This is a genomic window from Candidatus Magnetaquiglobus chichijimensis (assembly GCF_045865675.1).
In the GTDB taxonomy this organism is placed as follows: Bacteria; Pseudomonadota; Magnetococcia; order Magnetococcales; family Magnetaquicoccaceae; genus Magnetaquiglobus; species Magnetaquiglobus chichijimensis.
Genome location: NZ_BAAFGK010000002.1, coordinates 45,506 through 72,336, shown reverse-complemented (window position 1 = coordinate 72,336; position 26,831 = coordinate 45,506). Strand labels below are relative to the sequence as shown.

25 protein-coding genes and 1 pseudogene are annotated in these 26,831 nt (G+C 58.8%); 13 read left to right on the top strand and 13 right to left on the bottom strand.

What is annotated here, in order from left to right; all coding sequences use genetic code 11:
• Positions 1-25: 25 nt before the first annotated feature.
• Positions 26-652, bottom strand: coding sequence for a hypothetical protein (locus ACOY6C_RS02335; RefSeq protein ID WP_420903871.1), 627 nt, complete (start codon positions 650-652; stop codon positions 26-28).
• 839 nt (positions 653-1,491) lie between these two features.
• Positions 1,492-2,481 carry an Rpn family recombination-promoting nuclease/putative transposase gene (locus ACOY6C_RS02330; protein WP_420904246.1) on the bottom strand — a complete coding sequence of 330 codons (990 nt, stop codon included), beginning with the start codon at positions 2,479-2,481 and terminating at the stop codon, positions 1,492-1,494.
• Between the two features lie 35 nt (positions 2,482-2,516).
• On the opposite strand from ACOY6C_RS02330, the gene ACOY6C_RS02325 reads away from it, so the two are divergent.
• The 8 genes from ACOY6C_RS02325 to ACOY6C_RS02290 all read left to right on the top strand — a co-directional run bounded on the left by ACOY6C_RS02325 (position 2,517) and on the right by ACOY6C_RS02290 (position 9,883).
• A complete protein-coding gene (locus ACOY6C_RS02325) occupies positions 2,517-2,954 on the top strand; it encodes a hypothetical protein (RefSeq protein WP_420903870.1) in 438 nt (145 codons plus the stop codon).
• 453 nt (positions 2,955-3,407) lie between these two features.
• On the top strand, positions 3,408-4,460 hold the full coding sequence (locus ACOY6C_RS02320) for a 4Fe-4S dicluster domain-containing protein (protein WP_420903869.1): 1,053 nt from the start codon (positions 3,408-3,410) through the stop codon (positions 4,458-4,460).
• Positions 4,457-5,302 (top strand): FAD/NAD(P)-binding protein, encoded by an 846-nt coding sequence (locus tag ACOY6C_RS02315; RefSeq protein ID WP_420903868.1) that lies wholly within the window; start codon positions 4,457-4,459, stop codon positions 5,300-5,302. Before ACOY6C_RS02320 ends, ACOY6C_RS02315 begins: the two co-directional genes overlap by 4 nt.
• Entirely contained in the window at positions 5,299-6,093 is a 795-nt protein-coding gene (locus ACOY6C_RS02310) for an NADH-quinone oxidoreductase subunit B family protein (protein WP_420903867.1), read from the top strand. The genes ACOY6C_RS02315 and ACOY6C_RS02310 overlap by 4 nt, the downstream gene beginning before the upstream one ends.
• Positions 6,083-7,390 (top strand): Ni/Fe hydrogenase subunit alpha, encoded by a 1,308-nt coding sequence (locus tag ACOY6C_RS02305; RefSeq protein WP_420903866.1) that lies wholly within the window; start codon positions 6,083-6,085, stop codon positions 7,388-7,390. Before ACOY6C_RS02310 ends, ACOY6C_RS02305 begins: the two co-directional genes overlap by 11 nt.
• A 4-nt stretch (positions 7,391-7,394) precedes the next feature.
• Positions 7,395-7,919: a hydrogenase maturation protease gene (locus tag ACOY6C_RS02300; RefSeq protein ID WP_420903865.1), complete on the top strand. Its 525-nt coding sequence runs from the start codon at positions 7,395-7,397 to the stop codon at positions 7,917-7,919.
• A 130-nt stretch (positions 7,920-8,049) separates the two neighbouring features.
• Complete coding sequence (locus tag ACOY6C_RS02295) at positions 8,050-9,453, top strand: sensor histidine kinase (protein WP_420903864.1); 1,404 nt, start codon at positions 8,050-8,052, stop codon at positions 9,451-9,453.
• A 40-nt stretch (positions 9,454-9,493) separates the two neighbouring features.
• Entirely contained in the window at positions 9,494-9,883 is a 390-nt protein-coding gene (locus tag ACOY6C_RS02290) for a response regulator transcription factor (protein WP_420903863.1), read from the top strand.
• 131 nt (positions 9,884-10,014) lie between these two features.
• Here the strand turns inward: ACOY6C_RS02290 and ACOY6C_RS02285 are convergent, their stop codons facing one another.
• From ACOY6C_RS02285 to ACOY6C_RS02240, 10 genes are all read right to left on the bottom strand, one after another.
• Positions 10,015-10,239, bottom strand: a complete 225-nt coding sequence (locus tag ACOY6C_RS02285; RefSeq protein WP_420903862.1) for a hypothetical protein — start codon at positions 10,237-10,239, stop codon at positions 10,015-10,017.
• A gap of 25 nt (positions 10,240-10,264) precedes the next feature.
• On the bottom strand, positions 10,265-11,356 hold the full coding sequence (locus ACOY6C_RS02280) for a sulfate/molybdate ABC transporter ATP-binding protein (RefSeq protein WP_420903861.1): 1,092 nt from the start codon (positions 11,354-11,356) through the stop codon (positions 10,265-10,267).
• Positions 11,353-12,243 (bottom strand): sulfate ABC transporter permease subunit CysW, encoded by an 891-nt coding sequence (gene cysW, locus ACOY6C_RS02275; RefSeq protein WP_420903860.1) that lies wholly within the window; start codon positions 12,241-12,243, stop codon positions 11,353-11,355. The genes ACOY6C_RS02280 and cysW overlap by 4 nt, the downstream gene beginning before the upstream one ends.
• A gap of 18 nt (positions 12,244-12,261) precedes the next feature.
• Positions 12,262-13,047 carry a sulfate ABC transporter permease subunit CysT gene (gene cysT, locus ACOY6C_RS02270; RefSeq protein ID WP_420903859.1) on the bottom strand — a complete coding sequence of 262 codons (786 nt, stop codon included), beginning with the start codon at positions 13,045-13,047 and terminating at the stop codon, positions 12,262-12,264.
• A 187-nt stretch (positions 13,048-13,234) separates the two neighbouring features.
• Positions 13,235-14,263 carry a sulfate ABC transporter substrate-binding protein gene (locus ACOY6C_RS02265; RefSeq protein WP_420903858.1) on the bottom strand — a complete coding sequence of 343 codons (1,029 nt, stop codon included), beginning with the start codon at positions 14,261-14,263 and terminating at the stop codon, positions 13,235-13,237.
• A 132-nt stretch (positions 14,264-14,395) separates the two neighbouring features.
• Complete coding sequence (locus ACOY6C_RS02260; RefSeq protein ID WP_420903857.1) at positions 14,396-14,731, bottom strand: TusE/DsrC/DsvC family sulfur relay protein; 336 nt, start codon at positions 14,729-14,731, stop codon at positions 14,396-14,398.
• Positions 14,732-15,013: 282 nt separating this feature from the next.
• Positions 15,014-17,425 carry a diguanylate cyclase domain-containing protein gene (locus ACOY6C_RS02255; RefSeq protein WP_420903856.1) on the bottom strand — a complete coding sequence of 804 codons (2,412 nt, stop codon included), beginning with the start codon at positions 17,423-17,425 and terminating at the stop codon, positions 15,014-15,016.
• Between the two features lie 3 nt (positions 17,426-17,428).
• On the bottom strand, positions 17,429-18,568 hold the full coding sequence (locus ACOY6C_RS02250; RefSeq protein ID WP_420903855.1) for an ABC transporter substrate-binding protein: 1,140 nt from the start codon (positions 18,566-18,568) through the stop codon (positions 17,429-17,431).
• A gap of 333 nt (positions 18,569-18,901) precedes the next feature.
• A complete protein-coding gene (locus ACOY6C_RS02245; RefSeq protein WP_420903854.1) occupies positions 18,902-19,585 on the bottom strand; it encodes a phosphoadenylyl-sulfate reductase in 684 nt (227 codons plus the stop codon).
• Between the two features lie 89 nt (positions 19,586-19,674).
• Positions 19,675-21,825 (bottom strand): nitrite/sulfite reductase, encoded by a 2,151-nt coding sequence (locus ACOY6C_RS02240; protein ID WP_420903853.1) that lies wholly within the window; start codon positions 21,823-21,825, stop codon positions 19,675-19,677.
• A gap of 193 nt (positions 21,826-22,018) precedes the next feature.
• Here ACOY6C_RS02240 and ACOY6C_RS02235 point away from each other — a divergent pair, with 193 nt between their 5' ends.
• The 3 genes from ACOY6C_RS02235 to ACOY6C_RS02225 all read left to right on the top strand — a co-directional run bounded on the left by ACOY6C_RS02235 (position 22,019) and on the right by ACOY6C_RS02225 (position 24,682).
• Positions 22,019-23,041: a CysB family HTH-type transcriptional regulator gene (locus ACOY6C_RS02235; RefSeq protein WP_420903852.1), complete on the top strand. Its 1,023-nt coding sequence runs from the start codon at positions 22,019-22,021 to the stop codon at positions 23,039-23,041.
• Positions 23,042-23,057: 16 nt separating this feature from the next.
• Complete coding sequence (locus tag ACOY6C_RS02230; protein WP_420903851.1) at positions 23,058-23,975, top strand: LysR substrate-binding domain-containing protein; 918 nt, start codon at positions 23,058-23,060, stop codon at positions 23,973-23,975.
• A gap of 242 nt (positions 23,976-24,217) precedes the next feature.
• The gene (locus tag ACOY6C_RS02225) at positions 24,218-24,682 is read left to right on the top strand and encodes a cytochrome c (RefSeq protein ID WP_420903850.1); all 465 of its coding nucleotides are present in this window, start codon (positions 24,218-24,220) and stop codon (positions 24,680-24,682) included.
• Between the two features lie 122 nt (positions 24,683-24,804).
• Here the strand turns inward: ACOY6C_RS02225 and ACOY6C_RS02220 are convergent.
• A pseudogene (locus ACOY6C_RS02220) lies at positions 24,805-25,870 on the bottom strand (IS481 family transposase).
• 161 nt (positions 25,871-26,031) lie between these two features.
• On the opposite strand from ACOY6C_RS02220, the gene ACOY6C_RS02215 reads away from it, so the two are divergent.
• Complete coding sequence (locus ACOY6C_RS02215; RefSeq protein ID WP_420903849.1) at positions 26,032-26,445, top strand: hypothetical protein; 414 nt, start codon at positions 26,032-26,034, stop codon at positions 26,443-26,445.
• Between the two features lie 71 nt (positions 26,446-26,516).
• On the top strand, positions 26,517-26,756 hold the full coding sequence (locus ACOY6C_RS02210; RefSeq protein WP_420903848.1) for a hypothetical protein: 240 nt from the start codon (positions 26,517-26,519) through the stop codon (positions 26,754-26,756).
• Positions 26,757-26,831: the final 75 nt, after the last annotated feature.

The window sequence follows — 26,831 nt, the reverse complement described above, 5'->3', positions numbered from 1 at the left end:
TTGGCGGGTTTTTCGTTATTGTTGCTCATGTGGTTACCTTAAAGGTATCAAAATGGTGGAGGGCGACAGTTATCAGGGTCAGGACTGCGGCGATCGTGAGAATTTTGTTTCCCCAATTCATCAACTCCCATCGTTTACTGTTGGCATCCAGGTTCCAGGAAGATGCCTCGGCCATTTTCCGGGCTACATCGAGTTGAAAATCTTTTATGGCGATGTCTTCGACATTTCTAAAATCAAGATCAGTGTAACGTTTTTTTTCTTTGTCGGGAAGATCGTTCCATGTAGGTTTTGCGGGCGCGTCATCCGTGGTATCCCGCGCTTCAATAATAGCCAGATGGTACTCTCTCCATTCTTCATACATCTTGAATAAGGCAAGAGGGGTACCAACCTGTTGGTAGGTTGTGCAGGTTGGAGATACAAATACCATGGTATAAAGCACCAAGTCAAGCAGCAAGGCGATCACTGCCAAGGCAAGCAAAAAACTTTTGACAGGGTAATGTTGTAGCATGCTAAGAGAGATATCGCGGAGAACAAACAGGATCGCTCCCCCCACCCCCAGCATGACGGCCTGTGGCAGCCGCATGGCGGTGAATAATTGATTACGCCGCTCCCATTCAAAAGAATAGAGATCTTTTTGCAGTTCATAGCTCATGGAACCTAACCTTTCAAACTTAGATTTATAAATTAACGAAATATAAAAACTTAAATGAATATTTTACAAAACAAAAAAAATCATATCGTTATCAAGCACCAGAAATCAGATGTCAATATTTGTTATTCTGTGACCTGTTTTTCTAAATCGTCTAAATCGGGGGACACGTCTAAATCGATCTAAATCGAAAGTGGAAATCGGGGGACACCATACGCAATGTCATAGTCCCACCCCCAACCCAATTTCGAATCCTTCCCCATTCTCCGCAACCAAGTTCCCCATCGAACCAGTACAGTATCAGGAATCAATGATAGTCGCCCAATATCATACCGTTAAGTGGGTCCGTAATTTGCGGACTCAACCCTTGCGGGTCCACAGGTTTTGGAGAATATGGACGAAGAGAGAATAGTAACCGAACTTTTCGAATCCTGCAAGCCCAAGTTTTGACCGAATGCGTTTTCGAACCGCTCCGCGTAACCACTGAAAATATTTAGGTTTTTCAGGGACAAAAAAAGCCGCCCCAAAGGGCGGCGGCGGGGGGAACAAAACTGTTGAAAAAAAATGGTGGCGCAAGTGATACGGTTTCGAACTCATTCTCCACGCTTTGTTGCAATGCAGCACAAAAAAGAGTTTGAAAGCGTCTTGCCTACCGATTATCCAACCATCCACCAGAGAATCTGATTTTCAAATGCTTTTTGCCTCGTCTCAAACGCGCCTTCTGAAAAAGAATGACACCTATGGACCCGGGTTCGACTCCTGCCTGGTCGGCAAGTTGAGGGAAGGGGAAACTTTTTGCCACGTAAACGGAGAATCAAAGAATTTTCAGGGTGTTTTCCTGATCAATGCCGGTCGATGAATACCTCGTCCATCGAGTTGGCGAACAGGACGTTTTCGCCCCATGCCTCGATCAGTTCCAGGTTCGCCGACCGCACCTTCTCGGTCACCCAGTCTGGTATTGCGCCGAACTTGCGCCACATCAGTTTCAAGAGCATGGAAGAGGCTTCTTCCTGTCGGCCTTCCTGGCGGCCTTCCTGGCGGCCTTCCTGGCGGCCAATCTGCCGCCCCTTTTGCTCACCCTTGGCAATCATATCCTGCGCGAACATGGACATCATCTTTTCTTCCTCCTCGGGACGTACCCTGCGAATGATCTCGCGTACTGTCGGTTCGTCGTAGCTGCGGTAGGTCTCCACCACATAACGCATGAGAAACCGGAAATCCTCATCCGGAACTTCAACCAGTGCCTCGACCAACAACTCCTTCACCTCGATCTGCTGTCCATCCCGAGTCGCATATTTCGCCGCCAGCAGCCATGCCCGAAGAGTGGGTTGATGGGATAGCTGCCGGTCATCGATCCGGCCCAGATCCAAAACCGTGAACCGGAAGTTCAGCAGATACGGGCGCCAGCCTGATTCGGCATCCACCAAAGCCAAAAATTCATCCGGTATCCGCCACATGGCCGCGCCATGGTAGAACACGAAGGGGACGATGGCCGGAAGACGTTCCCACTCCGGATGTTCACGTTCCCATTGTTTCCATGCCTCGACCATGTACTTCGTCAACTGCCAGCCGATGCGCACATCAGGGAAACTCTTGTGCTCAATCAGCACGTACAACAGAGCCGTCCGACCTGTGACCGTCCTGACCCGATAGAGCCGATCCGTCAGGTGGGCGCGCAACTCCTCATCGACGAACGAACCCTCCACCAATTCTGGCGGATCGCTGGACAACAGCTCCACCACTTCCTTTGGCAACCGCTCCCGCAACAGAGTTCCCGCCGTTGCCGGATTGGAGAGCAAAGCCTTCAGGAATCGGTCGTGCGGGTGAATCATGTCAACCATGCGCAACCTGTTGGAGGAACACCAGGATGAAATCACTTTTCAGTATCGCAGGCAACGGCCTTATCGACCTGTTCCGCAGCCGCTCGGCCCTACAAATAAAAATTCTGGCCCTGCGTCACCAACTGGCAATCCTGCAAAGGACTCAACCTCGTCGGTTACACATCCATCTGTTGGATCGCCTGTTATGGGTTTTGCTGTCACGCATTTGGCAAGGTTGGCGTGAAGCCCTGGTCATCGCCAAACCAGAAACGGTGATCCAACTCCGGTTTCGGATTGTCAAAGAGCACATCCAAAAGGGTGAGGTTTTGATACCTCTTGCCCGCTGCATGAAAATTCGGGCCATGACGACCGCCGGACCATCCATCTTGTCTCTGATTTTCGTGAGAATCCGTCTCAGTGTCCAGCGAAATCCAGCGGCCCCTTCGCCAAACAGTCGGCAACGAGGCCAGAATCGGGTCGGATGAGGTTTTGGGAGGGACAACCCCGCTTGCAATTTACCATCCATCACAATTAAATCAGCAACTTCACCCAGTGTGTTGCGTGATTTCATCCAGAATCACCGACACTGCACGGCGACAATACAATTGAAATTATTCTGTTATGTTGGTTTGTGCTTATGTTAGCACAATTTGTTATTATCACCGCTTTGATGATTTTGTTATGCTCCATTATTGCAAAACAGGATCACAAACGAAGCCAGCCTGAGCGCTGCGAAATGACCCGGTCAGGCAACGCATAGGCCGTCAGCAGATGTGGTTCAGATGGACACCGAACCAGGCCTGCCCGCTGATTCCATGGACGGCAGCTTTTGATCATTGCGGTCAAGAGTACCGGGTGTTCCGCGACGGGGTTCACGGATTTTACGGCTGCGTGGAATCCTAAAGCAGAAGAAAGAAAGGGGGGTAAACAGATCTATCATGCACGCATTTCTTGTCCCCGAAGAAGCGGTGACGACCTGGATCCGACAGTTGGCGGATGAACGAAGCGTCCTGTTCCCGCAACGGGCCGGCCAGGAAAACTTTCGCTTCATGCCCGTCAAACCAGCCTCCGTGATCGCATTTCACGGCTACCGACCCACCCTGGCTCCGCCCGGCAAAAAGCTCTCCCCGGCAGAGGATCCGCTCTTCTTCTTTCGCGGTCGTGATGCGGCCCAGCCTGAACTCCACCCTATGCTGGATCACGGCGATCGGATTCTGGCCGGCGTGCGACCGTGCGATCTGAAAGGGATCGCCCTGCTGGATCGCGTGCATCAGGATGGACAGCCGGATCCCCACTACCTCACCCGTCGCGAACATACCATCCTTATCGGCTGCGACTGTCTGGCCCCTTGTGACGAACGCTGTTTCTGCGCGGCGGTCGGTTCCCTGGGGTGGCGCGACAATGCCGATCTGTTCCTGACGCCGCTCGACGATGAGATCCTCATCGAAATCCAATCCTCAGCCGGAGAAGACTTGATGAAAGGGCGTGGATTCCCTCCCTGTCCGGATCTTTCCGCCGTGAAGGAACGGATCGAAGCGCGCCGCGCCCGTCCCTTCGGACGGCAATGGTCCGCCGATGTGAGCCGCATCCAGCCGATTCTCGCCTCGGGCGGACCGTCCCACATCTGGGACAAACATGTGGAAGCCTGTTTCTCCTGCGGCAGTTGCAACCTGGTCTGTCCCACCTGTTACTGTTTCGATCTGCACGACACCCGCGATCTCCCCGATTTTCAATCCGGACACCGCATGCGTACCGCGGACGGTTGCATGCTCCCGACCTTTGCCCAGGTGGCCGGCGGACACGACTTTCGTCCCACCGCCGCCGCGCGACAGAAGCACCGCGTCAAACGCAAGTTCGAATTCCTGAACGTCCGGTTCGATACGACCAGTTTCTGCACCGGATGCGGTCGCTGCGGTCGTCAATGCACTGCGGACATCGACATTTTCGAGATCGTCGGCGATCTGATCGACCACGCGGAGGCACAACGATGACGACGACGTTCGATCCGACGCTCTATCTGCCGCAACTGGCCCGCATTCGCGAAATCATCCCCATGACGGCGCGGGAGAAATTCTTCCGACTGGAACTCCAGAAACCCCTGAACCATCGCCCCGGTCAATTTGTCATGCTCTCCCTGCTCGGAGTCGGGGAGGCCCCCATCTCGATCACCTGCGGTCCGCGTGACGATACCACGCTGGAAATGGTGATCCGCGATGCCGGTTCTCTCACCCACGCCCTGCATGCCACCAAGCCGGGGCAGACACTCGGCGTGCGCGGTCCGTTCGGTTCCGGGTTCGACCTCGACGAACTGCGCGGCAAAGCGATCGTCTGCATCGTCGGCGGTTTGGGGCTGGTCCCGATGCGCGCGCTGATTCAGGCGGTTCTCGCGCAGCTGGATGCGTTTCCCTCGCTGACCATCATCAGCGGCTGCCGCTCGCCCGCCGAAGAGCTGTTCCGCGACGAGATGCGCGCCCTGGAACGGTTGGGGGATTCCAACGGCAAGATCCGCGTGATCCGTCTGGTGGACCGCACCGACCATCTGCCCTGGGACGGGCGGGTCGGACTGGTGACCGCTCCGATTGCCGAGGTGCCGCTCGATCCCGAAAATACCCGTGTTGCCTTGTGCGGACCGCCGGTGATGTACAAATTCGCGATCATGGAACTCAAAAGCCGCGGCATTCCCGATGCGCACATCTTCGTCGATCTGGAACGGCGCATGAAGTGTGGCGTCGGCAAATGCGGACACTGCCAGATCAATCAGGTCTACTGCTGTCAGGAAGGACCGGTCTTCCGATTCGATCGGATCGCGCAGCTGCCGGAGGCATTGCTATGAAACCCAAAGTCGCCTTTTTCGACTTCGCCAGTTGCGAAGGGTGTCAACTCGCGGTGCTCAATTGCGAGGATATCCTGTTGGATCTGCTTGAATGGGTCGATATCGTGGAGTTCCGCGAGGCCATCTCCGAGACCGCTTCCCGCTACGATGTCGCCTTCATCGAAGGGAGCATCCATCGCGAACTGGATGCCGAACGGTTGCGCGACATTCGGGCGCGCACTACCCATCTGGTGGCCATGGGCGCCTGCGCCTGCATCGGCAATGTCCAGGCGCGCGCCAATTTTCTCGCTCCGGCGGAGAACTACCAACGGGTTTACGGCTCCGAGGATCGCAACCGGGTACAGACCGATCCGGAGTTCTGGCCGCTCTGGTCCCAGACCCGGGTACGCACGGTGGCGGAGATCGTACCTGTCGATTTCGAACTGCGTGGGTGTCCCCTGGTGCCCGAGGAGTTCATCGAACTGGTCAAGGCCCTGGTCACCGGCACCGCACCCCGTTTCACCCCCCACCCGGTCTGCGTCGAATGCAAGGCATTTGAGAACGAATGCGCTTTCGAACGGGGCGAGATCTGCATGGGACAGCTGACCCGGGGCGGCTGCAAGGCGGTCTGCGTCACCCACGGCTACCGCTGTGACGGCTGTCGCGGGCTGGTGCCCCACGCCAATCTGGAGGCGCATCGGGCGCTATTGCGCCGCCTGGGCCTGAGTGATGCCCAGATCGCCAACCGCTATCGCCTCTTTATGAGCGCGGAACCCCCGGGACGACTCGTGAGGTGCTCGCATGAACCCTGATACCAAGACCTACCGGATCGACGTGCACCATGTGACCCGCGTCGAGGGACATGGCAACATCCGCATCAACACCCGCGACGGCGTGGTGGAGGAGGTCAAACTCTGCATCGTCGAGGCCAACCGCTTCTTCGAGAGCTTCACCCGCGGCATGCAACCCCAGGAGATCCCGTGGATCGTCGGACGGATCTGCGGCATCTGCTGCGTTGGACATCAACTCTCCTCCACCAAGGCGGTCGAGGCATCTCAGGGAATCACGGTTTCGCCGCAGACCGTGCTGTTAAGGAAGATGCTCAACGAGTCGCAATTCTTGCAAAGCCATGTACTGCATGTCTATTTTCTCGCGGTGCCGGATTTCGTCGGCGCCCCGAGCGTGCTGCCTCTGGCCAAAACCCATCCCGAAGTGGTGCGTCGCGCCCTGCGCTTGAAAAAACTGGCCAACGACTACACCGAGGTGATGGGTGGTCGCACCCTCCATCCCATGAGCAATACATTGAAGGGGTGGCGCAAATTGCCGGATCCCGAGCGACTGGAAGCGATCCGCGCCCGCCTCATCGCCGCCCTGCCGGATCTGGAAGAGACCATCGCCGTGGTCCGCTCCTTGAAGATCCCGCCCTACGAACGGGAGACCGAATTCGTCTCGCTGAAGCATCCGGACGAATATGCGCTCTACGATGGCGAGGTCTACAGTTCCGACACCCGTTCCGGCGTGCCGGTCGCTGAGTACCGTTCGGTGACCAATGAGTTCACGGTGGCCCACTCCACCACCAAGTGGTCGCGCTGGCACCGCGACTCCTATGCGGTCGGGGCCTTGGCGCGGGTCAACAACAATTTCGAGCAACTCCACCCCGAGGCACAAACCGTTGCCGAACGGTTGGGGTTGAAGGTCCCCTGCTACAATCCCTACATGAACAATGTCGCCCAGGTGGTCGAGATCATCCATTGCGCCCACAACAGCCTGGCCATGATCGAAACCGCGTTGAACGGCGGCCTCAAGGAGGAGCCGATCATCCATATCCCGTGCGCCGGACGCGGCGCCGGCGCGGTCGAGGTGCCGCGCGGTATTCTCTTCCACGAGTATGCCTTTGATGACGCGGGGCGCTGTTGCGACGCCAATGCCATCATCCCCACCAGTCAGAACATCAACAACATCGAACAGGACATGAAGGCCTTCGTGCCACGCATGCTGCCGGTGATGTCCAAGGAGGAGCTGACCTTGCACATGGAGATGTTGCTGCGCGCTTATGATCCGTGCATCTCCTGTTCGGTGCACATGCTCGATGTCGAGTTTCTCGACTGAAAGCATGGATGACCGTGCGCCCTTGCCATTGACCCTGATCGGGGTGGGAAGCCGTGCCGGACGGGATGACGCGATCGGTCTGGAGCTGGTCGAACGGTTGGCCGGGTTGCACCCTTCGCCCGCCTTGACGTCGCTGGTGTGGGAGGATGCCGACGCCTTGAGCCTGGCTGGCGAACTTCTGGAGCTCAAACAACCGATTCTGATCGTCGATTGCGCGGACATGCGACTTGAACCAGGTTCCTGGCGGCTGTTCCATCCGCGGCGCCCACGGACGCATCTGGCCTGGGATTCGGTCTCGACCCACGGCCTGGGGCTCGCCGAGGCCCTGGAGATCGCCGAAGCCTTAGGCTTTGACCAGCCGGTCGCGGTGTTGGGCGTGCAACCGTTCGATCTGAGGCCGGGTCGCGACCTGACCCCGGAGATGCGGACCTGTCTGCCGGAGCTGGTTTTTGCCTTGCAGGGGATCGTCACCGCCCTGATTGCCGGGATTCGACCCTTTCCGTCGAGCCGCGCGGCCTTTTTGAAATGATGTGGAGATGGAAATGGCCTATACTTGCAATCATGCAGGCGAACCGGACCACGGCCTGTCCAGCTCCCGTTCCAACGCCCGCGATTGGGACCGAACCTTGATTTGTCGCATGACGATGGGGTGATCGCGCATGGCTGCTTCCCCCTCCTTGATCGATACGCCCCGCCAGAGCTGGCATGCCCGCGTCTGCGAGAAGGGGTTGCGCACCACCGAAATGTCCGAACGGAGCTGGTGGTTCATCCGTACCCGCTGGAACGCCACCGCGCTCTGTTTCCTCGGCGCGCTCTGGGCTATGCTCCCGCCGGTGCGGGATCCGCCCCTGTTCATGGTCGATTACCGTTTCTTTTTGATCGTCGGCGGGCTGCTGGCGGCCAGCAATCACCTGTATACCCGCATGGCCCGGAACTTGACAGCCGATCCGCATGCCAAAACCCGGCTCTGTCGTTTCTTGAGCCTCCAGGTGTTAACCGATTACGCCAACCTGTCGCTGCTGACCTATGGCCTGGGCGGCATCGAAACCCCGATCCTGATTCTCTTTCTGCCCCACATCATCCTGTTGACCCTGTTCTTCTCCCGTGCCTACAGTTTCATCATGACCTGGGTGGGCATTCTTTTCGCCAGTTTGCCGATTCTGCTCGAATACCTGGGGATCCTTCCGGTGGTGTCGATCTTCGACGCCACGCGCAAGATGATCGATGTCACCTCCAGCCTGGTGATCACCTCCAGCTACGTCCTCGGCATTATCGCCGCGTTTCTGATCTGCTGGTATCTGGTGGGCGGCATCACCGCCATCCTGCTGTTGCGCGAACGGCAGTTGGAGTTGGCCTTGCAGCAGTTGCAGCGGTTGGATCGGGAGAAATCACAGATCACCCTGCGCGCCACCCATGAACTCAAGGCACCGTTTGCGGCCATCAAGAGTTATGTCTACACCTTGCGTGACGGCTATTGCGGACCGTTGCCGGACAAGGCCAGACAGGTGGTCGACCGGATCGGCGAACGGTGCGATCTGTTGATGGAGAAGATCTCCGACATCATCCACTTGAGCAACCTTCGCACCGCCACCCCGGCCAATACGGCTTTAAGCGAAACCGATCTGCTGCCCATCCTGGCCAAGGAGATCGACGACGCCCGGTTGATCGGCGAGCCGCGCGGCGTGCGGATTCTGGCCTCGTTGGACATGGCTCCGTGCCTGATTCAGGCATCCAAGGAGCATCTGAGCACCATGTTCTCGAATCTGCTGCGCAACGCCATCAGCTACTCCCATCTCGAAGGGGCGGTGGAGGTGACTCTGGAGCGGCGGGATCGTCAGGTGGCGATTCAGATTCGCGACCACGGCATCGGGATTCCAACCGAGCATCTGGAGAAGATTTTCGAGGAGCATTTCCGTTCCAACAACGCGGTGCGTTTCAATCCCAACAGCAGCGGCATGGGATTGGCGCTGGTGCGCGAGATCGTGCGTCTGCACGGTGGGCAGATCCGGGTGAAAAGCGAACTGGGCGCCGGATCCCGATTCATCGTAACCCTGCCGGCATAAGGCACCTCATCAGGAACAATCAGGCTTTCAGGAGATGAAGATGGCCAAAATTTTAGTGATCGACGACGACCAGGACATCACGGACAACCTCTCCATGATCCTGGAGAGTCAAGGATACCAGGTGACGGTGAAGGGGGACACGGATCGGTTGTTGGAGGAGGTCCGGGCCTTGCGTCCGGATCTGATCATCCTGGACATCATGCTGCCCGAGGATGCCCAGGCCGGTTTCAAGGCCGCTCGCCTGCTCAATCAGGATGCGGAGTTGGGTCGCATTCCGGTGTTGATCCTCTCGGCGGTCAATCAACGCAGCAATCTGTCGTTCGGCTTCTCGGAGCACGACATCAGCCCGGATTTCATGCCCGTGGAGGCCTTTCTCGACAAACCGGTCGAACCGAAAGTGCTTCTGGAAAAGATCGAGCAACTGCTGTAGATCTTCCAGGAGAGTCACCCCAGGCATGACCGCTCTCATTCCTGGGGTGACGTTCTCATGCGTGACTGGTCGTTGAAGTTTCCCTGGCGCACCGTCTCGCCACGTTAAACGGGCTTGATCCCGAAGGCCGGTCAGAACCGTTCGAACGCATCATCGGAACTGCCGCTGCCCCGATGCGCATGGATGTCGGATGGTCCAATCAGAACCGCAGGGGTCGGCAGTGCCTTGATCCTCCCGGTGCCTGCTCCGATATCCGCAGTGCCGCGCACCTCGGTGAGCACGCTCTTGAGCTTGTCCACCATCTCGTTGAGAGCCGAGGCCAAAATCCCGATCTCATCCTTTTGATCGATCTCCATGCCCTGGTCTCCTCTTGGAACGATGTCAAGCCGCCGCAGCCACGTCGTGGGGCGGATCGGCGAAAATTTTGACCCGCTTGGGTCGGACAAACACCGTCTCTCCGGATTCAAACCCGTAAGGATCGTACTGTTCGCGCGTCATTTCGACCTCGAAACGACCCGCGCCTTCCAGGGACTCCAATCCCAGTCGCACGATCGATCCCTGCGGTCGCACATGCCGCACCACGGTGCTCCAGGCGCGGTAACCATCCGGCACACGCCGAATCTGCCACTCGTGGGAACGCACGCACACCACGGTCGGCATCGACTCCACGCAACTCTTGCCGGGTGGGGCCACCTCCACGACCACATCCCCGATGCGCGTCCAACCGTTCTCCACCCGCCCCTGAAACAGATTCACCCCGCCCATGAAGTCGGCCACGAACGGCGAGGCGGGATTGCCCTGCAGCTCCTCCATGGTGCCGCTCTGCTCCACCCCGCCCTGACGCATCACCACCACCCGCTCGGCCACATCCACGGCCTCGGACTGATCGTGGGTGACGAACAGCGTGGTCACCGGCACCAGGGCATGCATCTGCCGCAACCACTGGCGCAGATCGTGGCGCACCCGGGCATCCAGGGCGCCGAACGGTTCATCCAGCAGCAGCATTTTCGGTTCCGGGGCCAGCGCGCGGGCAAAGGCGATCCGTTGTCTCTGTCCTCCAGACAACTGCGCCGGATAACGGGATGCCAACCCCTCCAGTTGCACCATCGCCAAAAGCTCCATCACCCGCTTGCGGATCGTCGTCTCGTTCGGGCGTTCCCGACGCGGCTTGAGCCGCAATCCGAACGCCACGTTCTCGAAAAGGGTCATATGTCCGAACAGAGCGTAGTGCTGGAACACGAAGCCCACCCGACGTTCCTGAACCGGCGCGCGGGTGGCGTCCGCCCCCTCCAGGAGCAACTGACCGGAATCCAGGTACTCCAACCCGGCAATGACGCGCAGCAGCGTGGTTTTTCCGCATCCCGACGGTCCCAGCAGCGCCACCATTTCTCCTGGGGCAATCGTCAGATTCAACCCGTCGAGCGCCGTGAAGGCGCCGAATCGTTTGACGGCATCGACCACTTCGATCTTCATTGTCTCTCCTCCTCCGGATACACCACAGTCACGGCAGGCTCCTCGCGACCCCGCCGCTCCATCCACGCCTTGCTGATCAAGGTCAACAGCGACAGCCCCACCAGGATCGAGGAGACGGCAAACGCCGCCACCCCCTGATATTCGTTGTAAAGGTTCTCCACATGCAGCGGCAGGGTATTGGTCATGCCGCGAATGTGTCCCGACACCACGGATACCGCGCCAAACTCCCCCATGGCGCGGGCGTTGCACAGAATCACCCCGTACAACACTCCCCAACGGATGCCGGGCAGGGTGACATGCCAAAAGCTCTGCCATTCGCTGGCTCCCAGCAGCCGCGCGGCCTCCTCCTCGCCCCGGCCCCGGGCCATCATGATGGGAATCAACTCCTTGGCCACGAAGGGCAGCGTCACGAACAGGGTTGCCAGCACGATTCCGGGCACGGCGAAGATGATTTTCACCCCAGAAGCGGCCAGTGGCTCGGCGAACCACCCTTGCGCCCCGAACAGCAGCACGAAAATCAATCCCGAGATCACCGGCGAGACCGCAAACGGCAGATCGATCAGGGTGATCAGCAGATTCTTGCCGCGAAAATCGTGTCGCGCCACGGCCCAGGCGACACAGAGCCCGAAGATCAGATTGAGCGGCACCACGATCAGGGCGGTCAACAGGGTCAAGCGCAACGCGGCCAGGGTGTCCGGGTGGGAGAGCGCGGCCATCCAGACGTCAGCCCCCTTGCCCAGGGCTTGCACGCCGATGAACAGCAGCGGCAGGAGCAGAAAACAGGTCAGAAACAGCACGACCAGGCCGCTCAACAGCATCCGCACCCAGAGGGGATCGTCGGTAACCGGACTGGGACGTTTCTGTTGCCGCTCCGCGCCGTGACTCATGATGGACCCCCTTGCCAGTCAGCCGATGGGACGACGACGACGCATCCAGGATTGCAGAAGATTGATGAGCAGCAAAAAGATGAAGGAGACGGTCAGCATGAGCATGGCCAGGGCCGTGGCCCCGACGACATCGTACTGCTCCAGCCGGGTGACGATCAGAAGCGGCACGATCTCCGAGACGAACGGGCGATTCCCGGCGATGAAGATCACCGATCCGTACTCTCCCAGCCCGCGCGCCAGCGCCATGGTGAAACCGGTGAGCAGCGCCGGCGTCAATCCGGGCAGGGTGACCAGGCGGAAGGTCTGCCAGCGATCGGCCCCCAGACTGGCGGAGGCCTCTTCCATTTCGCCGTCCATCGCTTGCAGCACCGGTTGCACGGTGCGCACGACGAATGGCAAACCGATGAAGGTCAAGGCCAGCACGATACCAGCCGGGGTGTAGGCCACGGCCAGGCCGAATGGATCGAGCAGCGCGCCGATCCAACCATTTTTGGCATGCAGCGCCGCCAGGGTGATCCCCGCCACCGCAGTCGGCAGGGCGAACGGCAGATCCACCAGGGCATCGAGGAGCTTTCGTCCCGGAAAGTCGTAGCGCACCAGCACCCAGGCGGTCATCAGTCCGCAGACCGCATTGATGGCCGCCGCGACGCAGGCGGTGCCGAAGCTGACCTTGAAGGCCGCCAGCACCCGCGGCGAGATGACGATTTCCCACAACGAATCGCTCTCCAGCCGCAGACTCCAGGCAAAGGCCAGAGTCAGCGGCAAGAGCACGATCAATCCCATGTAGAACAGACTGATTCCCAACGTGAGTGGAACCGGGGAACCATGACCAGGACGCCGAACGCACCACCGTCCATGCGCTTGCGGTACGTCGTTCGGCCCCTTCTGAAGCCTGCCGTCTTGAACGCGGGAGCTGTTCGTTTTGACGACCGTCGCTGTTTGGCGATTTGGCTCGATGCTGGTCATGGCCCCGGTCCTTTCGATCACGGCCTTACGGCGCGATCATCCGATCGAATTCGCCGCCATCGGCGAAATGGATTTGCTGTGCCTGGTCCCACCCTCCGAACCGTTCATCGATGGTGAACAGGCGGATCTTGGCGAAACGGTTGGCCTCCTCCCCCGCCTTCTCCGGGGAGGCGGGTCGATAGTGGTGTTTGGCCACGGTTTTCTGCCCCTCGGGCGCGTAGAGATACTCCAGATAGGCCTGGGCCACCCGACGTGTACCATGCTTGTCCACCACCTGGTCCACCAGGGCCACCGGCGGTTCGGCCAGGATGCTCACCGAAGGGATCACCAATTCGAATTGATCCGCGCCCAACTCGTGAATCGCCAGATACGCCTCATTCTCCCAGGTCAACAGCACATCGCCGATCTTGCGTTCCACGAACGTGGTGGTGGCCCCCCGCGCCCCGGAGTCGAGCACCGGTGCGTTCTTGAAGAGTCGGGTCACGAAGGCGCGCGCCTTGTCCGGGTCATTCTGATTCTTCTCCAGCGCATAGCCCCAGGCCGCCAGATAGTTCCAACGCGCGCCCCCCGAGGTTTTCGGATTCGGAGTGATCACCTGGATCCCCTCGCGCACCAGATCGTTCCAGTCGGAGATCCCCTTGGGATTGCCCTTGCGCACCAGAAACACGATGGTCGAATGGTACGGGGCACTGCGATTCGGCAGCCGTTCGCGCCAGTTTTCGGGCAGAAGCTTCGCCTTGCGGGCAATCGCGTCGATGTCGTACGCCAACGCCAACGTGACCACATCGGCTTCCAACCCGTCGATCACCGCCCGGGCCTGTTTGCCCGAGCCGCCGTGCGACTGGTTGATGGTCACCGTGTCGCCACTGTCGGCTTTCCAGAACTCGACGAACAGACCGTTGTACTCCTTGTAAAGCTCGCGCGTCGGATCATACGAGACGTTGAGCAGCGTCACCTCGCCGGCCAGCGCCTCGGCCACCCCAAGAACCAGGCCCCACAGCGCCACCCACACCCAAAACCGGTCAACCTGCCTGAACCATCCTTGATTCCTCATGATACACCTCCGACGGAAAATTGAATTATTTAAGTTGTCAAATCACGCCTCCTTTATCGGCCAGGGATGAGGCGAGGCCCTTCGACGCGACACGCGCACACCGCGCCAAAGGGCATCCGCATCACCCGATGATCAGTCGCATCGACACGGCATCGGCAGACCGGCGATCTTCAAGGCCTGCATGAACGGTCCGCACGGATAGAGCGTGTAGAGATAGCGCACGTTGGCCCGCTCCTTGCCCAACCGCTCCCCCACCTTCTTGAGCAGATCCCTTATCATCGGCACGACCCGGTTGTTGGCATGGTAGTCGCGCAGAATTTCGACGATCGCCCAATGCTCCTCGGTCATCTCCAACTGTTCGCGCCGGGCGATCGCGATCGCCACCTCGGGGCACCAGTCGTTGGGATTTTCCAGAAAGCCGCTCATGTTCAGGGGATAGGCATGGCCTTGCACCGTCAGACTCGTCATCGTTCGTTCTCCTTATCCAGAATCGAGTGGTCAATACGTACCCGAAACCCAAAAATGGTATGGCCGGGCTTGTGCATTTATTGTGCGATGCAAGATAACAGAAACAAAAAATAAATGATAATAATATAAAAATATATTATAATCTCCGACAATGCTAAAATGGTATATTTTAACATGTTTGTATTGTTAAATTGAGAGGGAATACGCGGACAGGACGAAAAAAATGGGCGCAGCCTTCTGGATCCACGCGGAAGAGGGATCGTGGAGCCGGTCGGAAATCTGTCAGGCGGGCGCGGAGATCCCAGGCGCGGGTGGCGATGCATCCGTCTCCCCCGCCACGCGGGCAAAGCCGAAGCCGTTGCGACCGTTCTGCTTGACCGTGTACATCGCCATGTCGGCCTGTTCGAGCAGGGTGTCGATGCACGACCCATGCTCCGGATAGAGTGCGATGCCGATGCTCACGCCGATGGAACAGGGGATATCGAGGATTACGAACGGCTCCACCAGGGCGTGGACGATCTTTTCGGCCACGATGGCGATGTTGAGCGGATCGTGCAGCGCATCGATCAACAGGGCGAACTCATCCCCGCCCAGGCGCGCGAGCAGGTCCGAGGCGCGCATGGTGGCGCGGATTCGACACGTCACCTCTTGGAGCAACCGATCGCCGGCGGCGTGACCCATGGTGTCGTTGACCTGCTTGAAGCGGTCCAAATCAAGCAGCAGCACCGAAAAGGTGCCACCGGTACGGTGGGCCGTGGCGAGCAGTTGCAAGGCATGCTCGCGGAACAGCATGCGGTTGGGCAGGCCGGTCAGGGCGTCATGATGGGCGAGGCGTTGGAGATCCTCTTCCATGCGTTTGCGTTCAATCACGCCGGCCAGGGTATTGGCGATGGTGTAGAGCAGGGCGATCTCGTCTGGATTGCGCGTATGTCCGGAATCGAGCCGCAGCAGCAGCACCCCCAGGGGCTGTTCGGAGGAGAAGATCGGCACACAATAGTGACGATGCGGCTGGGGATCCGGATGATCGATCACGTGACGGGGATCATCGTCGCCAGCGAAGAGGATCTCCCGGCTCTTCAAGGCCGTACCGCACAGGCATCTCCCTTCGGGGATCAAGGCGCACCGCTCCTGTTCGAGATCGGAAAAACCGATCTGGGCGACCAGTCTCAATCCTCCGCTCTCCGGATCCACCAGGAACAGCGCGGCGTCGTTGTTCCATGCCTTGAGCCAGGGAATGGCGCGGATGATGCGTAACGCGGTCAACAGGTACGCCTGCTGGGACATCGGAATCAACGAGGTTTCCAACAACGCATTGAGCGCAATGCGCGACATGATGCCCCGAAGATCCGCAGTTTCGAGCCGGTTGAGGTTGCTGGCCAACAGGTTGACCATGGAACCGATCTCGTCCAGCTGATCGCCATTGCCCAACACCGTCACGCGCCGGGAGTAGTCCCCCTCCGCACACCCCTGCAGGGCATGGACGATCCGCCGCGAGCGTCCTACCAGCCAACGCAGGGAGAACAGGATCGCGCCGGCCAGCATCACGGGGGCCAGGATGGTGACCAGAATCAGGATGGCGTGATTGGCATCCACCACCCGCCGGGCATCGGCGGCGATCTCCCCGCGCAGCAACCCGGCTGGCGAGGAGAGACGCTCCACGTCGCGCAGCATCCGGGTCGCCGCCAATTCCATCTGCGTGCGCGCGGAGCGCAGGGCGGCGTTCTCGTCGAACAGGGTGTGCAACAGGCTGTAGAGAGCATCCGCTCCTTCGGTCAGCAGCGGCGGCATGCGTGAGAAATGGTCCCGCAAGGCCTCGGAAAGGGGGGTCACCCCGGAATCGACGCGCACCGACTTCTCCAACTGTGCCAAGGCTTCGCGCATCACCCCGAAAGCCTGCTCGATGCCGTTGTCGCGAATGTTGATCAGTTGATCCTGCTCCCGCTCCATGATCAACTGCCGACTCAACAGCGCCAGGGTCAGGCTGGCCTGGCGAATCTTGTCCGTGGCCTCGCGCACATCGAAGCGCGTGGAAAACCACTGTTCGCGAATCAGCGCGCGTGTCTGCTCGTCCCAGCTCTCCCGCAGCAGAAGGGGTTCGAGACGACGACTGGCCCGTTGATTCTCCAGACGCGCCTGGCCTGCCAACGCCTCGGCGGTGCGGATCATCTCCCCGGCTTCGTTTTCCAACTGTCCGATGCGTGACTCCAAGGTCACGCTCAGCGCCCGCCAACGTTCGTGCAGCAAGGACAGCATCGCGTCGGCTGCAAGCAGCTGCTCGAAATGGCGATCCAACTCCCCGAGGATCTCCCGGGAGGCCGGGAACCGTTCCAAGAGCTTATCCAGATCACGCCGCGCCGCACGGAACTCGGCCTCCAGAGCAGCGCGGGAAGGGGTGCGACCCGGCTCGACATGGGAGTCCGACGTGATGGGCGCATGGCGTCGGTCGGCGATGCGCATCACGATCAGCACCATGCCGCGCACCGCCTCGTTGACCGGGAACGCCTCCTCGAGCAGCTCTTCCTGATAGTGCGCGAGCCTTTGATTGGAGAGCCAAGCCACGGTGGTCAACAGCAGAATGGCCGCGACACTCAACGCCCCCATTCCCAGCAGCATGCGGCGAATGGTCCAGGTGACTCCCCGCGCCTGGAAAGATTCGTTCCCTGTTCCGGCATTTCTTTCCGGTTCCATGGCCATGAATCACAATTCCTTCCAATCCAGGGCCACGAAACGACCAGCGCGAATCACGGTGAGCCAGACACGGTGGCTGGCCTGATGGCTCTCGCGATCCAGGTGCAGGGGCGATCCCATGCCGATATCCACGTTGCCCAACCCTTCGAGCGCTTCCAAAAGCTCCATCCGGGTTGGCGCGGGACCGGCCTTTTCCAGTCCGGTGGTGAACAGACGGGCGGCCAGGTAGCCTTCGAGCGACAGATAACCGGGTTGCAGCCCCCTGTCACGCATGAGCTGGCGATAGTCCCGCAAGGCCGGGGCATCGTCCTCCGGGGAGGGCACCACCTGGGAGACGATCACCCCTTCGGCCTCCTCGCCCAATTCGCGCGTCAGGGATTCGCCGCCCACGAACGAAACGGCCAGGAACAGGGTGTCGGGCAACTCCTTGCGGGCCAGGCGGATGAAGGCCGCGCACGGTTTGTGGGAACCGACCAGAATGATGGCGCGCGGCGGCGTGCGCGCGGCCAGGATGACGCTCAACCCCTCTTCCACATTCAGGGTGTTGCGGGTATAGCGACCATGCGGCAATGCATCGGCCTCCGCATAACCGGAAGCGCGCAGGGTCTCGATGGCGCCGTGATGCCCATCGTCGCCGAAGCTGTCGTTTTGGGTGAAGAAGGCGATCCGTTCGGGAGGGATGCCCTGTTCCAGGAGCCCCCGGACCATGGCCGCGGTCTCCTCCCGGTAGCTGGCGCGGAAGTTGACGACATGACGGTCGGGAGGCTGACGCCGCAGCAGGGCGGCCCCGCTGTAGGTGCCGAAAAGAGGTATGGCGTATTTCTGAACGATCGGAACGGTGACCACCGCCGTGGGGGTGCCGGTGTTGCCGATCAGCGCGATGACCTCCTCCCGCTCGATCAGACGTCGCACGTTGGGCGCCGTTCGCCGGGGTTCGTAGCCATCGTCGAGGGCGATGAGGCGCAACGGGTGACCGTGGATGCCGCCCGCTTCATTGACCTCCTGGAAACGGGCTTCGATCCCTTGCCGCATGCCGATGCCCAGGGCGGACGCATGTCCGGTGAGGGCCGAGGAGCTCCCCACCCTGATCTCCCCGGCCCGTGCCGTCGGGCCCCACTCCGCGCCAAGTGGGATGATCCCGAGCAGCAAGATGGCGATCCACGCACGGAAAATTATCCGTCCGTCAGAGCTCATCTCCGGACATGCCACGCATTGTTCCCCCATGCCATCCATGCACCTCCAATGCGTCCGCTTCCCACGTCTGGCAACCGAACAAACGGAAAATCCCCCCGATTGCCGGACTTTCCATGGTTCGTATGGGCTATCTGGCCATGGCCAGACTCGCCATATTTCCTGTAGTCATCTTTGACAATCACTCCTTACACAAGTCTAGCATGATTGTCCCGATTTGTTTAATAACCGTTCACGATAACCATATATCCAGATGGCAACCACCGGAGCATCTGATGTCGATCTCGTGACTCATGCCGACTTGACGTGCAGGCCGCACTCCTTGCTGACCGGATCCTCCCACCACCAGCGCCCGGCGCGCAGATCCTCGTTGGCCCCGACCGCGCGCGTGCAGGGCGCGCAACCGATGCTGGGGAAATTCTGGTCATGCAGACCATTGTAGGGCACCTGATGGGTATGGAGGTAGGCCCAGATCTCCTCCTGACTCCACTCAAGCAGCGGATTGAATTTTTCCAGTTGGTGAACCGGATCCCAGGCCCGTATCTCCAGTCCGGCACGGGTCACCGCCTGCTCGCGCCGCAATCCGGTCACCCAGCTTTTGGCCCCAGCCAGGGCCCGTTGCAGTGGCTCCACCTTGCGGACCTGACAGCAGGCCTTGCGCAGGTCGATACTTTCGTAAAATGAATTCGGTCCATGACGGTTCAGATGCGCCTCCAACAGATCGTGACGCGGGGAGTAGATCAGAATCGGACGACGATAACGGAGCAACGACCGGTTCATCACGTCGTAGGTCTCCTCGTGCAGCCGACCGGTATCCAGCGTGAAGATCTGAATCGCCAATTCGTGGCGGGCGATCAGATCCAGCACCACCTGATCCTCGGCCCCGAAACTGGTGGAAAATCGCGCCGGAGCCGCCTTTTCGGACGCAATACGCAACCATTGAACCGACTCCTGAATTTTTTCAAGCGAACTCATGACACAAACACTCCTTGATTCCAAATGGTGGTCTCTTTCCAACACGCGCCTGATGGCGCAAACATCAACATCGCAGCTCCAATCAACCCTTACGCCACCTCCCTCCAACTCTCCCCGGCATGCCCAACCCTTGGCCCAAAGGTTCCAGCAATGTTGTTCCCATCATCGACCATCGGCAAAGAGTGGAAGGAGGCCGACAGATAGGCGATCAAATAGAGCGTCGGATCCTCCCGGCACCACTGTTCGGCCAACAGACCGATCCAGCGGTCCAGATCCGTCAGAAAGCGGGTCAGATCTCGCCACTCGGCCCCCTGTTCCAACTGCCGCTGACGCTCGGTCAGAAGCGTGAACGCCTCTACCAGGGGGGTAGTCAGAGCCGGCTTGCGCATGGCGTTCACGGCCAACTGCTCCAGGCTCAACTCGGTAAGCGCCACCGGCATAGGGGTCGGTGCCAGCAAGGTGACCCCCAATCCGGTCAGAATCTCCCGCGTGGTCTTCAGGAACGGTCCTGCCTCGCCCGCCTCCAGATGGGCATGACAACAGTCCCGCTCATGGGCGGCACGGGAAAAGGCCATCTCCACATGGACGCGCCGACTGCCCATGCACTCGTTCAGACCGGTCTTAAGCTCGAATCCGCACCGTGCCTGTTCAAATTCGGCCAAGTCTGTCGCCTCATCCGGCGTAATTTCCTCCAGATCACCGACCAGTGCCATCAACGCGGCATCGTTTTGTTGGCCGATCCAGGAGGAAAACCCATCCCCGGTCATCCCGGACTCCGCAAAGGCCTTCTGAATACGCGCCACGGCCCTGGGCGCACGGGTCGCCGGGATGGAAGCAATGCACCGTCCCAGCAGACCTGAACCGCTTCCCAGCCCCCCCACCAGCAACCGGTAGAACGGCAACGGAATGCCGTGCGGACGCCGGATCTCGCCGGAAAGGCCGATGTCGCACACATCCGAATGAACACACCCGTTCGGACAGCCCGAAACTCGCACCTTCAGGTCGAACACCCCTCCGGTCAACTGGCGCGCCAGCAGCGGTGCTGCGGTCAAACCGAGATTGCAGACCTCCGAGCCCACGCAGGCCGTTACATCCTCTCCAACCCGCGGACGCGACAGTCCCAAGCCGGTCAATCGCTCCTCCAACTCCAGCGCCCGTGTCACAGGAACCCCGACCATCAACAGGTTCATATCCGTGGTGACCCGCACCTCGGAGAGCCCCAACTCCCCGGCCAACGCCCCCAACCCACGCAGCCGACTCGGCGTCAGATCGCCGAGCGGCACTCGCACCGGCACAGACCAAAGTCCCGGCTGCCGCTGTGGCGTTGTCTCCCGGCCCCAGGCGCACTGGATCTCCTTTGTTTCGGACACCTCGGACCATGCGCCGGGAAACGCGTTCGGAAACCCGGCGATCCGGCGGGTACGGGTCAACGCCTCCTGGTAGTGACCCAGCACGGTCTCTTCGTCGAAGCGCTCCCAAAGAAATTTCAGACGCGCCCTGGACTTCTTCTCCCGGTCAGAGTAGCGGTGATGAACTCGCAACACCGCCTCCACCACCGGAAAAAGTTCCGACTCTGCCACCCACGGCTCGATCACCCGAGCTTGCCTGGGCTTGTGCCCCAGTCCACCACCCATGCTCACCCGATACCCCCCTTGCCCATCCTCGTCCCGACAGGCGGTGATGCCCAGATCATGCACCCCCTCCTGAGCACAACCCGCCGCGCACCCGGAAACCGCGATCTTGAACTTGCGCGGCAGGAATCGGGTCAGAGGATTGCCCAAATAACGCTCCTTGAGGCCATCGACGATCGGCAGCACATCGCGCTCCTCCATGGGACAGATCCCGGCCATGGGGCAGGCCACGATGTTGCGTACCGTCGGCCCCCCCGCCTCGCCGGTACACAAGCCGTCCTGATGCAACCCCCGCAACAACTCCACCAGCCGATCCCCGAACACCGGCTTGAGCTGCATGTCCTGGCGCGTGGTCAAATGGATGGTCGCCGCGTGGGGCAACCGCTCCAGCCGATCGGCCACGGCCACCATCTGACCAGGGGTGATCCGACCACCGGGCAGCTTCAGCCGCACCATATAGGCGCCCTGGGTCCGCTGGGTGTAGACACCCAACGACATCCGCAAGGCCAGAAACCGGTCCTCGCTCAACGCACCTTGTTCGAACAGGTTGACAGCCTGATCCAGACGGTCGATTTCCGCCATCACGGCTTGAATTCGCGGTTGCTGCATGCCTGACCTCCATTTTAACAATCATTGCATGTGGTTAAAAAGCACCTCACCCGGTCGGTTCAACAAAATTGTTGCACCGCACACAAATTTCGCTTGCAGCATACCTCAAGGCAAAATATAATAATAACAATATAAAATTATTATATAATCGTTTTTCGTGCTAAACCGCCACAACAATAAACAAGGAGGCAATGTGAAATTCCATCAATTGCGATACCTCTGTGAAGTTGCCCGGCGCGGACTGAATGTCACCGCAGCCTCTGAACGGCTGCATACCTCGCAGTCCGGGGTTTCCCGGCAGATTCAACTGCTCGAGGAGGAGTTGGGAGTCGAAGTGTTCGTGCGCAACGGCAAACGTCTGGTGGGCGTCACCGAATCCGGACAGATGATCCTGGAGATCTCCAAACGGATCCTGCACGACACCGAAAGCCTGCGCATGGTGGGACGGGAGTTCAGTACCGAGAGCCGGGGCAGTCTCACCATCGCCACCACCCACTCCCAGGCGCGCTATACCCTTCCGCGGGTGCTTCCGGCGTTCGCGCAAAAATATCCCAATGTGCGTCTGCGCCTGCATCAGGGCAATCCCACCCATGTGGTGGAGATGGTCGCCTCGGGACAGGCCAACCTGGGCTTTGCCACGGAAGCGATCGCCGAATCCAAGGAGTTGGTCAGCATCCCCTGCCTGGAGTGGCAACATGTGGTGATCACCCCGGTCGGTCATGCGCTGACGCGCGAATCGCCGTTACGCATCGACATGCTCTCCTGCTATCCGCTGATCACCTACGATCAGGGATTTGCCGGTCGTCGCCGTATTGACGGGGTGTTCCAGGAGCATGGTCTGACCTCGAACATCGTGCTGGAGGCCATCGACGCGGATGTGATCAAGACCTATGTCGAGTTGGGCATGGGCGTGGGGATCGTGGCCGAGATCGCCTACGATCCGATGCGCGACAAGGGGATCGAGGCGATCGGCGCCGGGGAGCTGTTCGGCGTGCATACCACCCGTGTCGGCATCAAGAAGGGGTCGCATCCGGCGCGCTATGTGATCGATTTCATCGAACTTCTGGCCCCGCGTCAAACGCGCGCCACCATCGAGGCCTGTCTGCTGAATCCGTCCGAAGCACCGGGTACGACGATTGCGCCGGGTTCGGCGATTGCGGCGACCCCGTGCCCTCCGCGAGCGGAAACGGTTCCCGATTTTGTCGTCACGCCATGAACTTAGCGAGTGTGCCATGAGTTTCTACGATTCTACGCGCGTCCTGGTCTTTCATACCGTGTCCAAGCATCTCTCCTTTACCCGCGCCGCCGAGGAGTTGGAGTTGACCCAACCTGCCGTCACCTTTCAGATCCGGCAGTTGGAGGAGCATTTCAACACCCGTCTGTTCGAGCGTCAGCACAATCGCATCTCCATGACCGATGCTGGACGGCTCTTTTATCTTTATGCCAGTCGTATTCTCGATCTGTACCAGGAGACGGAAAAACGGCTCAATGAGGTGACCGGGCTGTCACGCGGGATGATCCGACTCGGGGCCACGACCACACCCGGCGGATACCTGCTGCCTGGAATCCTGTGCGGGTATCGGGAGGTCTATCCAGGGGTGAAAGTCCGTTTGAGCCTGCACAACACCTGCACCGTGGTCCAGAAGGTGCGTGACACCACTATTGATATCGGCATGGTCGAAGGACCGGTCCACCAGTCCGGCATCGAGGTCATCCCCTGTCTGGAGGATGAACTGGTGGTCATCTTGGCTCCAGGCCATCCCCTGGCGGCTGAGGAGAACATCCCCCTGGAGCGGTTATTGGCCTATCCGTTCGTCTCGCGGGAGGAGGGATCCGGGACGCGCGCGGTGATCGCGGCGTTTCTGGAGCAGACAGGATTGCAGCTCGGGCAGTTGAAAACGGTGCTGGAGGTGGATACCGCAGAGGCAGCCAAATGCGCGGTGGAGCACGGGATTGGCTTTTCACTGATCTCTCGTCTGTCGGTTCGAAAAGAGGAACTTCTGCACGCATTGGTCATTCGACGCCTCCATGAAGGCAGGCTCACACGCTCGATCCATTTGGTTCTGGATGCCAAACGGATTCGATCCAAAGTCTCGGACGAATTGGTTCATCATATTCAGGCATTCTGTCAAAAAACATCATCAATTTGATCTGAGAATCAATTCGGCTGGATCTCCCCAGGGCATTCAGACAGGATCAAACAAACTCAACAATCAAGATGATTGGAGATAATATAATACCAAATCCAGATATTGAAAACGAATTTGTCATTATATAATGATGATTAATTATTTCTCTCGGCTCCGCGAGCATGGTAGTGTTGAGCACATCAAGAAAAGATCTTGATGATTCAATCAGACCTTATCAAATTTTACATGCTTGAGGTGTCATTATGAAGAATATCGGAGCAACATTGGCATTGATTTCAATTCTGTCTATTCCAGGATACGCAAACTCAGCTTCAGAATTTGGTGATGATCTCGGAGAATATCAAATGGCTGTCATGTCGATTCTTCGCTTGCATCTCAAGGCGATCGAAACCTTGGCAGCCAACCAGAAACATCCATACTCAGAGAATATGTTACGTCACGCTAGCGCCTTGAAATCGAGTGCCCAACTCTTGGATCACGTCTATCCAGACCCACCGGGTAACCGAATCGCCAAATCCGGCGTCGATGCCCCTTGGAACGATCCCAAAAGCTTCGATGCCCAGGTGGAACAAAGTCTGAAAGCCACCAAGGAACTGGTCAAGGCATCCGAACAGTGGATGAAAGGCAACCGCGAACCGCTTGCCGGTGCCATCAAGAGTGTGCGCAATTCATGCGACTCATGCCATAAAATCTTTCGGGCTCATTGATCCCTGGCGTGTGGGTGTCGCACAGAGGAAACCGCTTCATGCAAACCACGCTACGCGGATTGCCGGGTCAATTCGGCAATCTCTGCGTTGTACTTGTCAAGACTTGATCTGACAAACTCGACCTATACGACAGCTCGTTTGTCTGTCTGGTGAAGTCGTTCCAGGATCTTTTCCTGGGCCAGTTTCTTGCTATCCAGAAATGTCTGCATCGAGGTCTTGCCGTAGCAGTACTTACCAGAGTGGACTCTTTCATTGTTGTATAGATCGATCCAGGCGTCCAGGTCCGCTTGCAACTCATCAAGGCTGGTGAAGAGTTTCTTACGAAACTCGACGCTGTAGAACTCATCCAGTAACGTTTTATGAAATTGCTCGCAGATACCGTTGGTCTGCGGTGATCGTGCTTTGGTTCGGGAGTGGTCTATATCCTCTACAGCCAAATAGAGTTGAAATTCATGGTGTTCTCTATTGCCACAGTACTCGGTTCCTCGGTCTGTCAGAATGCGCAATAGAGGCACGTCCTGCTCTTCATACCACGGAATCACGCGATCATTGAGCATGTCCGCCGCCACCAGAGCGTTCTTGCGGTCATAGAGCTTGGCGAATGCTACCTTGGCGTAAGTATTGATAAATGTCTGTTGGTAGATGCGTCCCACGCCCTTGATCGTCCCGACGTAATAGGTATCCTGGGCACCAAGATAGCCAGGATGCTCGGTCTCGATCTCACCATGGGCTTCCTTCTCTATCTTTGGCCTTCTCCAGAGCCTTCAGTTGATCTTCCGTCAGAATGCCGCCCTCTTGGGCTACCTTGACCTCCAGAGCCTTGAGACGCTTCTTGAAAATTTCCAAATCGTGCCGCAGCCAGACCGACCGAACCCCGCCAGGAGAGATGAATATTCCTCTCTTCTTCAATTCGTTAGATACGCGGAACTGTCCATAGGCCGGAAATTCGATAGCCATCCGTACCACCGCTTGTTCGACATCTGGGTCAACACGGTTCTTCAGAATAGGCTTCTTACGGCTGATTTCCTGGAGTGCACGTGTGCCGCCCTTGTCGTAAAGCGCTTTGAAACGGTAAAAGCTATCCCTGGAGTAGCCCATCACCTTGCACGCCTGCGACACACTCCCCAGCATCTCGGCCAGATTCAACAATCCCACCTTGTTCTTGATGATCTTCTCTTCGGCATTCATCGCTGACATCCTCCTTGGTTGGTTTGAGACCATCCTACCAGAAATGTCAGATTAAGTCTTGCCTAATACAGCAAAGGCGACGTTCAGGTTCATTTGCGTGCGGCGGGCCTCGACACCCTGGCCCGCGAACTCAACGACATCGGCACTCAGGAGGCTGTGGCATGAAGACAGAGATGAGGCAGAACGGCGAGATCATCGTGGTGACCATCCCGTTGCAATTGAAACGGCGTGGCGGTCGTAAATTGATCATCGCGCCGGAAGGTGCCGTGGAGGCACCGCCACGGGAAGAGACACTGGGAAAACTGGTGGCCAAGGCGCACCGGTGGTTGCGGATGATGGAGAGCGGCCAGTACCGCTCCATCAAGGATCTGGCGGCTCAGGAGCAGATCGACGACTCCTATCTTGCCCGGGTGCTGCGGCTGACACTGCTCGCTCCGGACATCATCGTCGCGATCCTGGACGGACGGCAACCGGACGTGCTGACGTGGCGGGAGTTGAAGAACCCGTTTCCGATGGAATGGGAGCAGCAAAGGGAGAAGTGGGGTTTCTGCCAACCCACCGCTCGTCCGAGCTAATTTACTTGAGTCATTTAAAAAGCCGGTCCATGGTGTGCGTTCCCGTAACCCAGTCGCACAGGAAGCTCACCATGGACAGCACACATTCCCTGAGTTTGCAACAAGTTGACACCATCAACCTGAGCCTAGACAAATCCCTGGCCGTGGCACGCATGGTTGCCGAGTGCGGTAGCGCCGCCCGGCCCGCCCCGGATGATCTGCCGCCCGTCGCATCCCTCTTCATGGTCATGCAGGTGATCGTCGATGAACTCGAAAAGATCGAGGAGGTCATGAGTTCGCTCAGGAGTGGACCGGGCATGCCTGTCGGGTAGAATCAATTCTTGCAGGATGCTGACGTTGCGGGACTTACCTTGGCAATTGATATACGTCCAATTTTTAACTTTAGA

Excerpts from the sequence above, each read along its gene's own strand:
- ACOY6C_RS02335 (WP_420903871.1), bottom strand. The coding sequence starts at position 652 with ATGAGCTATGAACTGCAAAAAGATCTCTATTCTTTTGAATGGGAGCGG.
- ACOY6C_RS02330 (WP_420904246.1), bottom strand. The coding sequence starts at position 2,481 with ATGATTCACCCGCACGACCGATTCCTGAAGGCTTTGCTCTCCAATCCG.
- ACOY6C_RS02325 (WP_420903870.1), top strand. The coding sequence starts at position 2,517 with ATGAAATCACTTTTCAGTATCGCAGGCAACGGCCTTATCGACCTGTTC.
- ACOY6C_RS02320 (WP_420903869.1), top strand. The coding sequence starts at position 3,408 with ATGCACGCATTTCTTGTCCCCGAAGAAGCGGTGACGACCTGGATCCGA.
- ACOY6C_RS02315 (WP_420903868.1), top strand. The coding sequence starts at position 4,457 with ATGACGACGACGTTCGATCCGACGCTCTATCTGCCGCAACTGGCCCGC.
- ACOY6C_RS02310 (WP_420903867.1), top strand. The coding sequence starts at position 5,299 with ATGAAACCCAAAGTCGCCTTTTTCGACTTCGCCAGTTGCGAAGGGTGT.
- ACOY6C_RS02305 (WP_420903866.1), top strand. The coding sequence starts at position 6,083 with ATGAACCCTGATACCAAGACCTACCGGATCGACGTGCACCATGTGACC.
- ACOY6C_RS02300 (WP_420903865.1), top strand. The coding sequence starts at position 7,395 with ATGGATGACCGTGCGCCCTTGCCATTGACCCTGATCGGGGTGGGAAGC.
- ACOY6C_RS02295 (WP_420903864.1), top strand. The coding sequence starts at position 8,050 with ATGGCTGCTTCCCCCTCCTTGATCGATACGCCCCGCCAGAGCTGGCAT.
- ACOY6C_RS02290 (WP_420903863.1), top strand. The coding sequence starts at position 9,494 with ATGGCCAAAATTTTAGTGATCGACGACGACCAGGACATCACGGACAAC.
- ACOY6C_RS02285 (WP_420903862.1), bottom strand. The coding sequence starts at position 10,239 with ATGGAGATCGATCAAAAGGATGAGATCGGGATTTTGGCCTCGGCTCTC.
- ACOY6C_RS02280 (WP_420903861.1), bottom strand. The coding sequence starts at position 11,356 with ATGAAGATCGAAGTGGTCGATGCCGTCAAACGATTCGGCGCCTTCACG.
- cysW (WP_420903860.1), bottom strand. The coding sequence starts at position 12,243 with ATGAGTCACGGCGCGGAGCGGCAACAGAAACGTCCCAGTCCGGTTACC.
- ACOY6C_RS02265 (WP_420903858.1), bottom strand. The coding sequence starts at position 14,263 with ATGAGGAATCAAGGATGGTTCAGGCAGGTTGACCGGTTTTGGGTGTGG.
- ACOY6C_RS02260 (WP_420903857.1), bottom strand. The coding sequence starts at position 14,731 with ATGACGAGTCTGACGGTGCAAGGCCATGCCTATCCCCTGAACATGAGC.
- ACOY6C_RS02255 (WP_420903856.1), bottom strand. The coding sequence starts at position 17,425 with ATGGCCATGGAACCGGAAAGAAATGCCGGAACAGGGAACGAATCTTTC.
- ACOY6C_RS02245 (WP_420903854.1), bottom strand. The coding sequence starts at position 19,585 with ATGAGTTCGCTTGAAAAAATTCAGGAGTCGGTTCAATGGTTGCGTATT.
- ACOY6C_RS02240 (WP_420903853.1), bottom strand. The coding sequence starts at position 21,825 with ATGCAGCAACCGCGAATTCAAGCCGTGATGGCGGAAATCGACCGTCTG.
- ACOY6C_RS02230 (WP_420903851.1), top strand. The coding sequence starts at position 23,058 with ATGAGTTTCTACGATTCTACGCGCGTCCTGGTCTTTCATACCGTGTCC.
- ACOY6C_RS02225 (WP_420903850.1), top strand. The coding sequence starts at position 24,218 with ATGAAGAATATCGGAGCAACATTGGCATTGATTTCAATTCTGTCTATT.
- ACOY6C_RS02215 (WP_420903849.1), top strand. The coding sequence starts at position 26,032 with ATGAAGACAGAGATGAGGCAGAACGGCGAGATCATCGTGGTGACCATC.
- ACOY6C_RS02210 (WP_420903848.1), top strand. The coding sequence starts at position 26,517 with ATGGACAGCACACATTCCCTGAGTTTGCAACAAGTTGACACCATCAAC.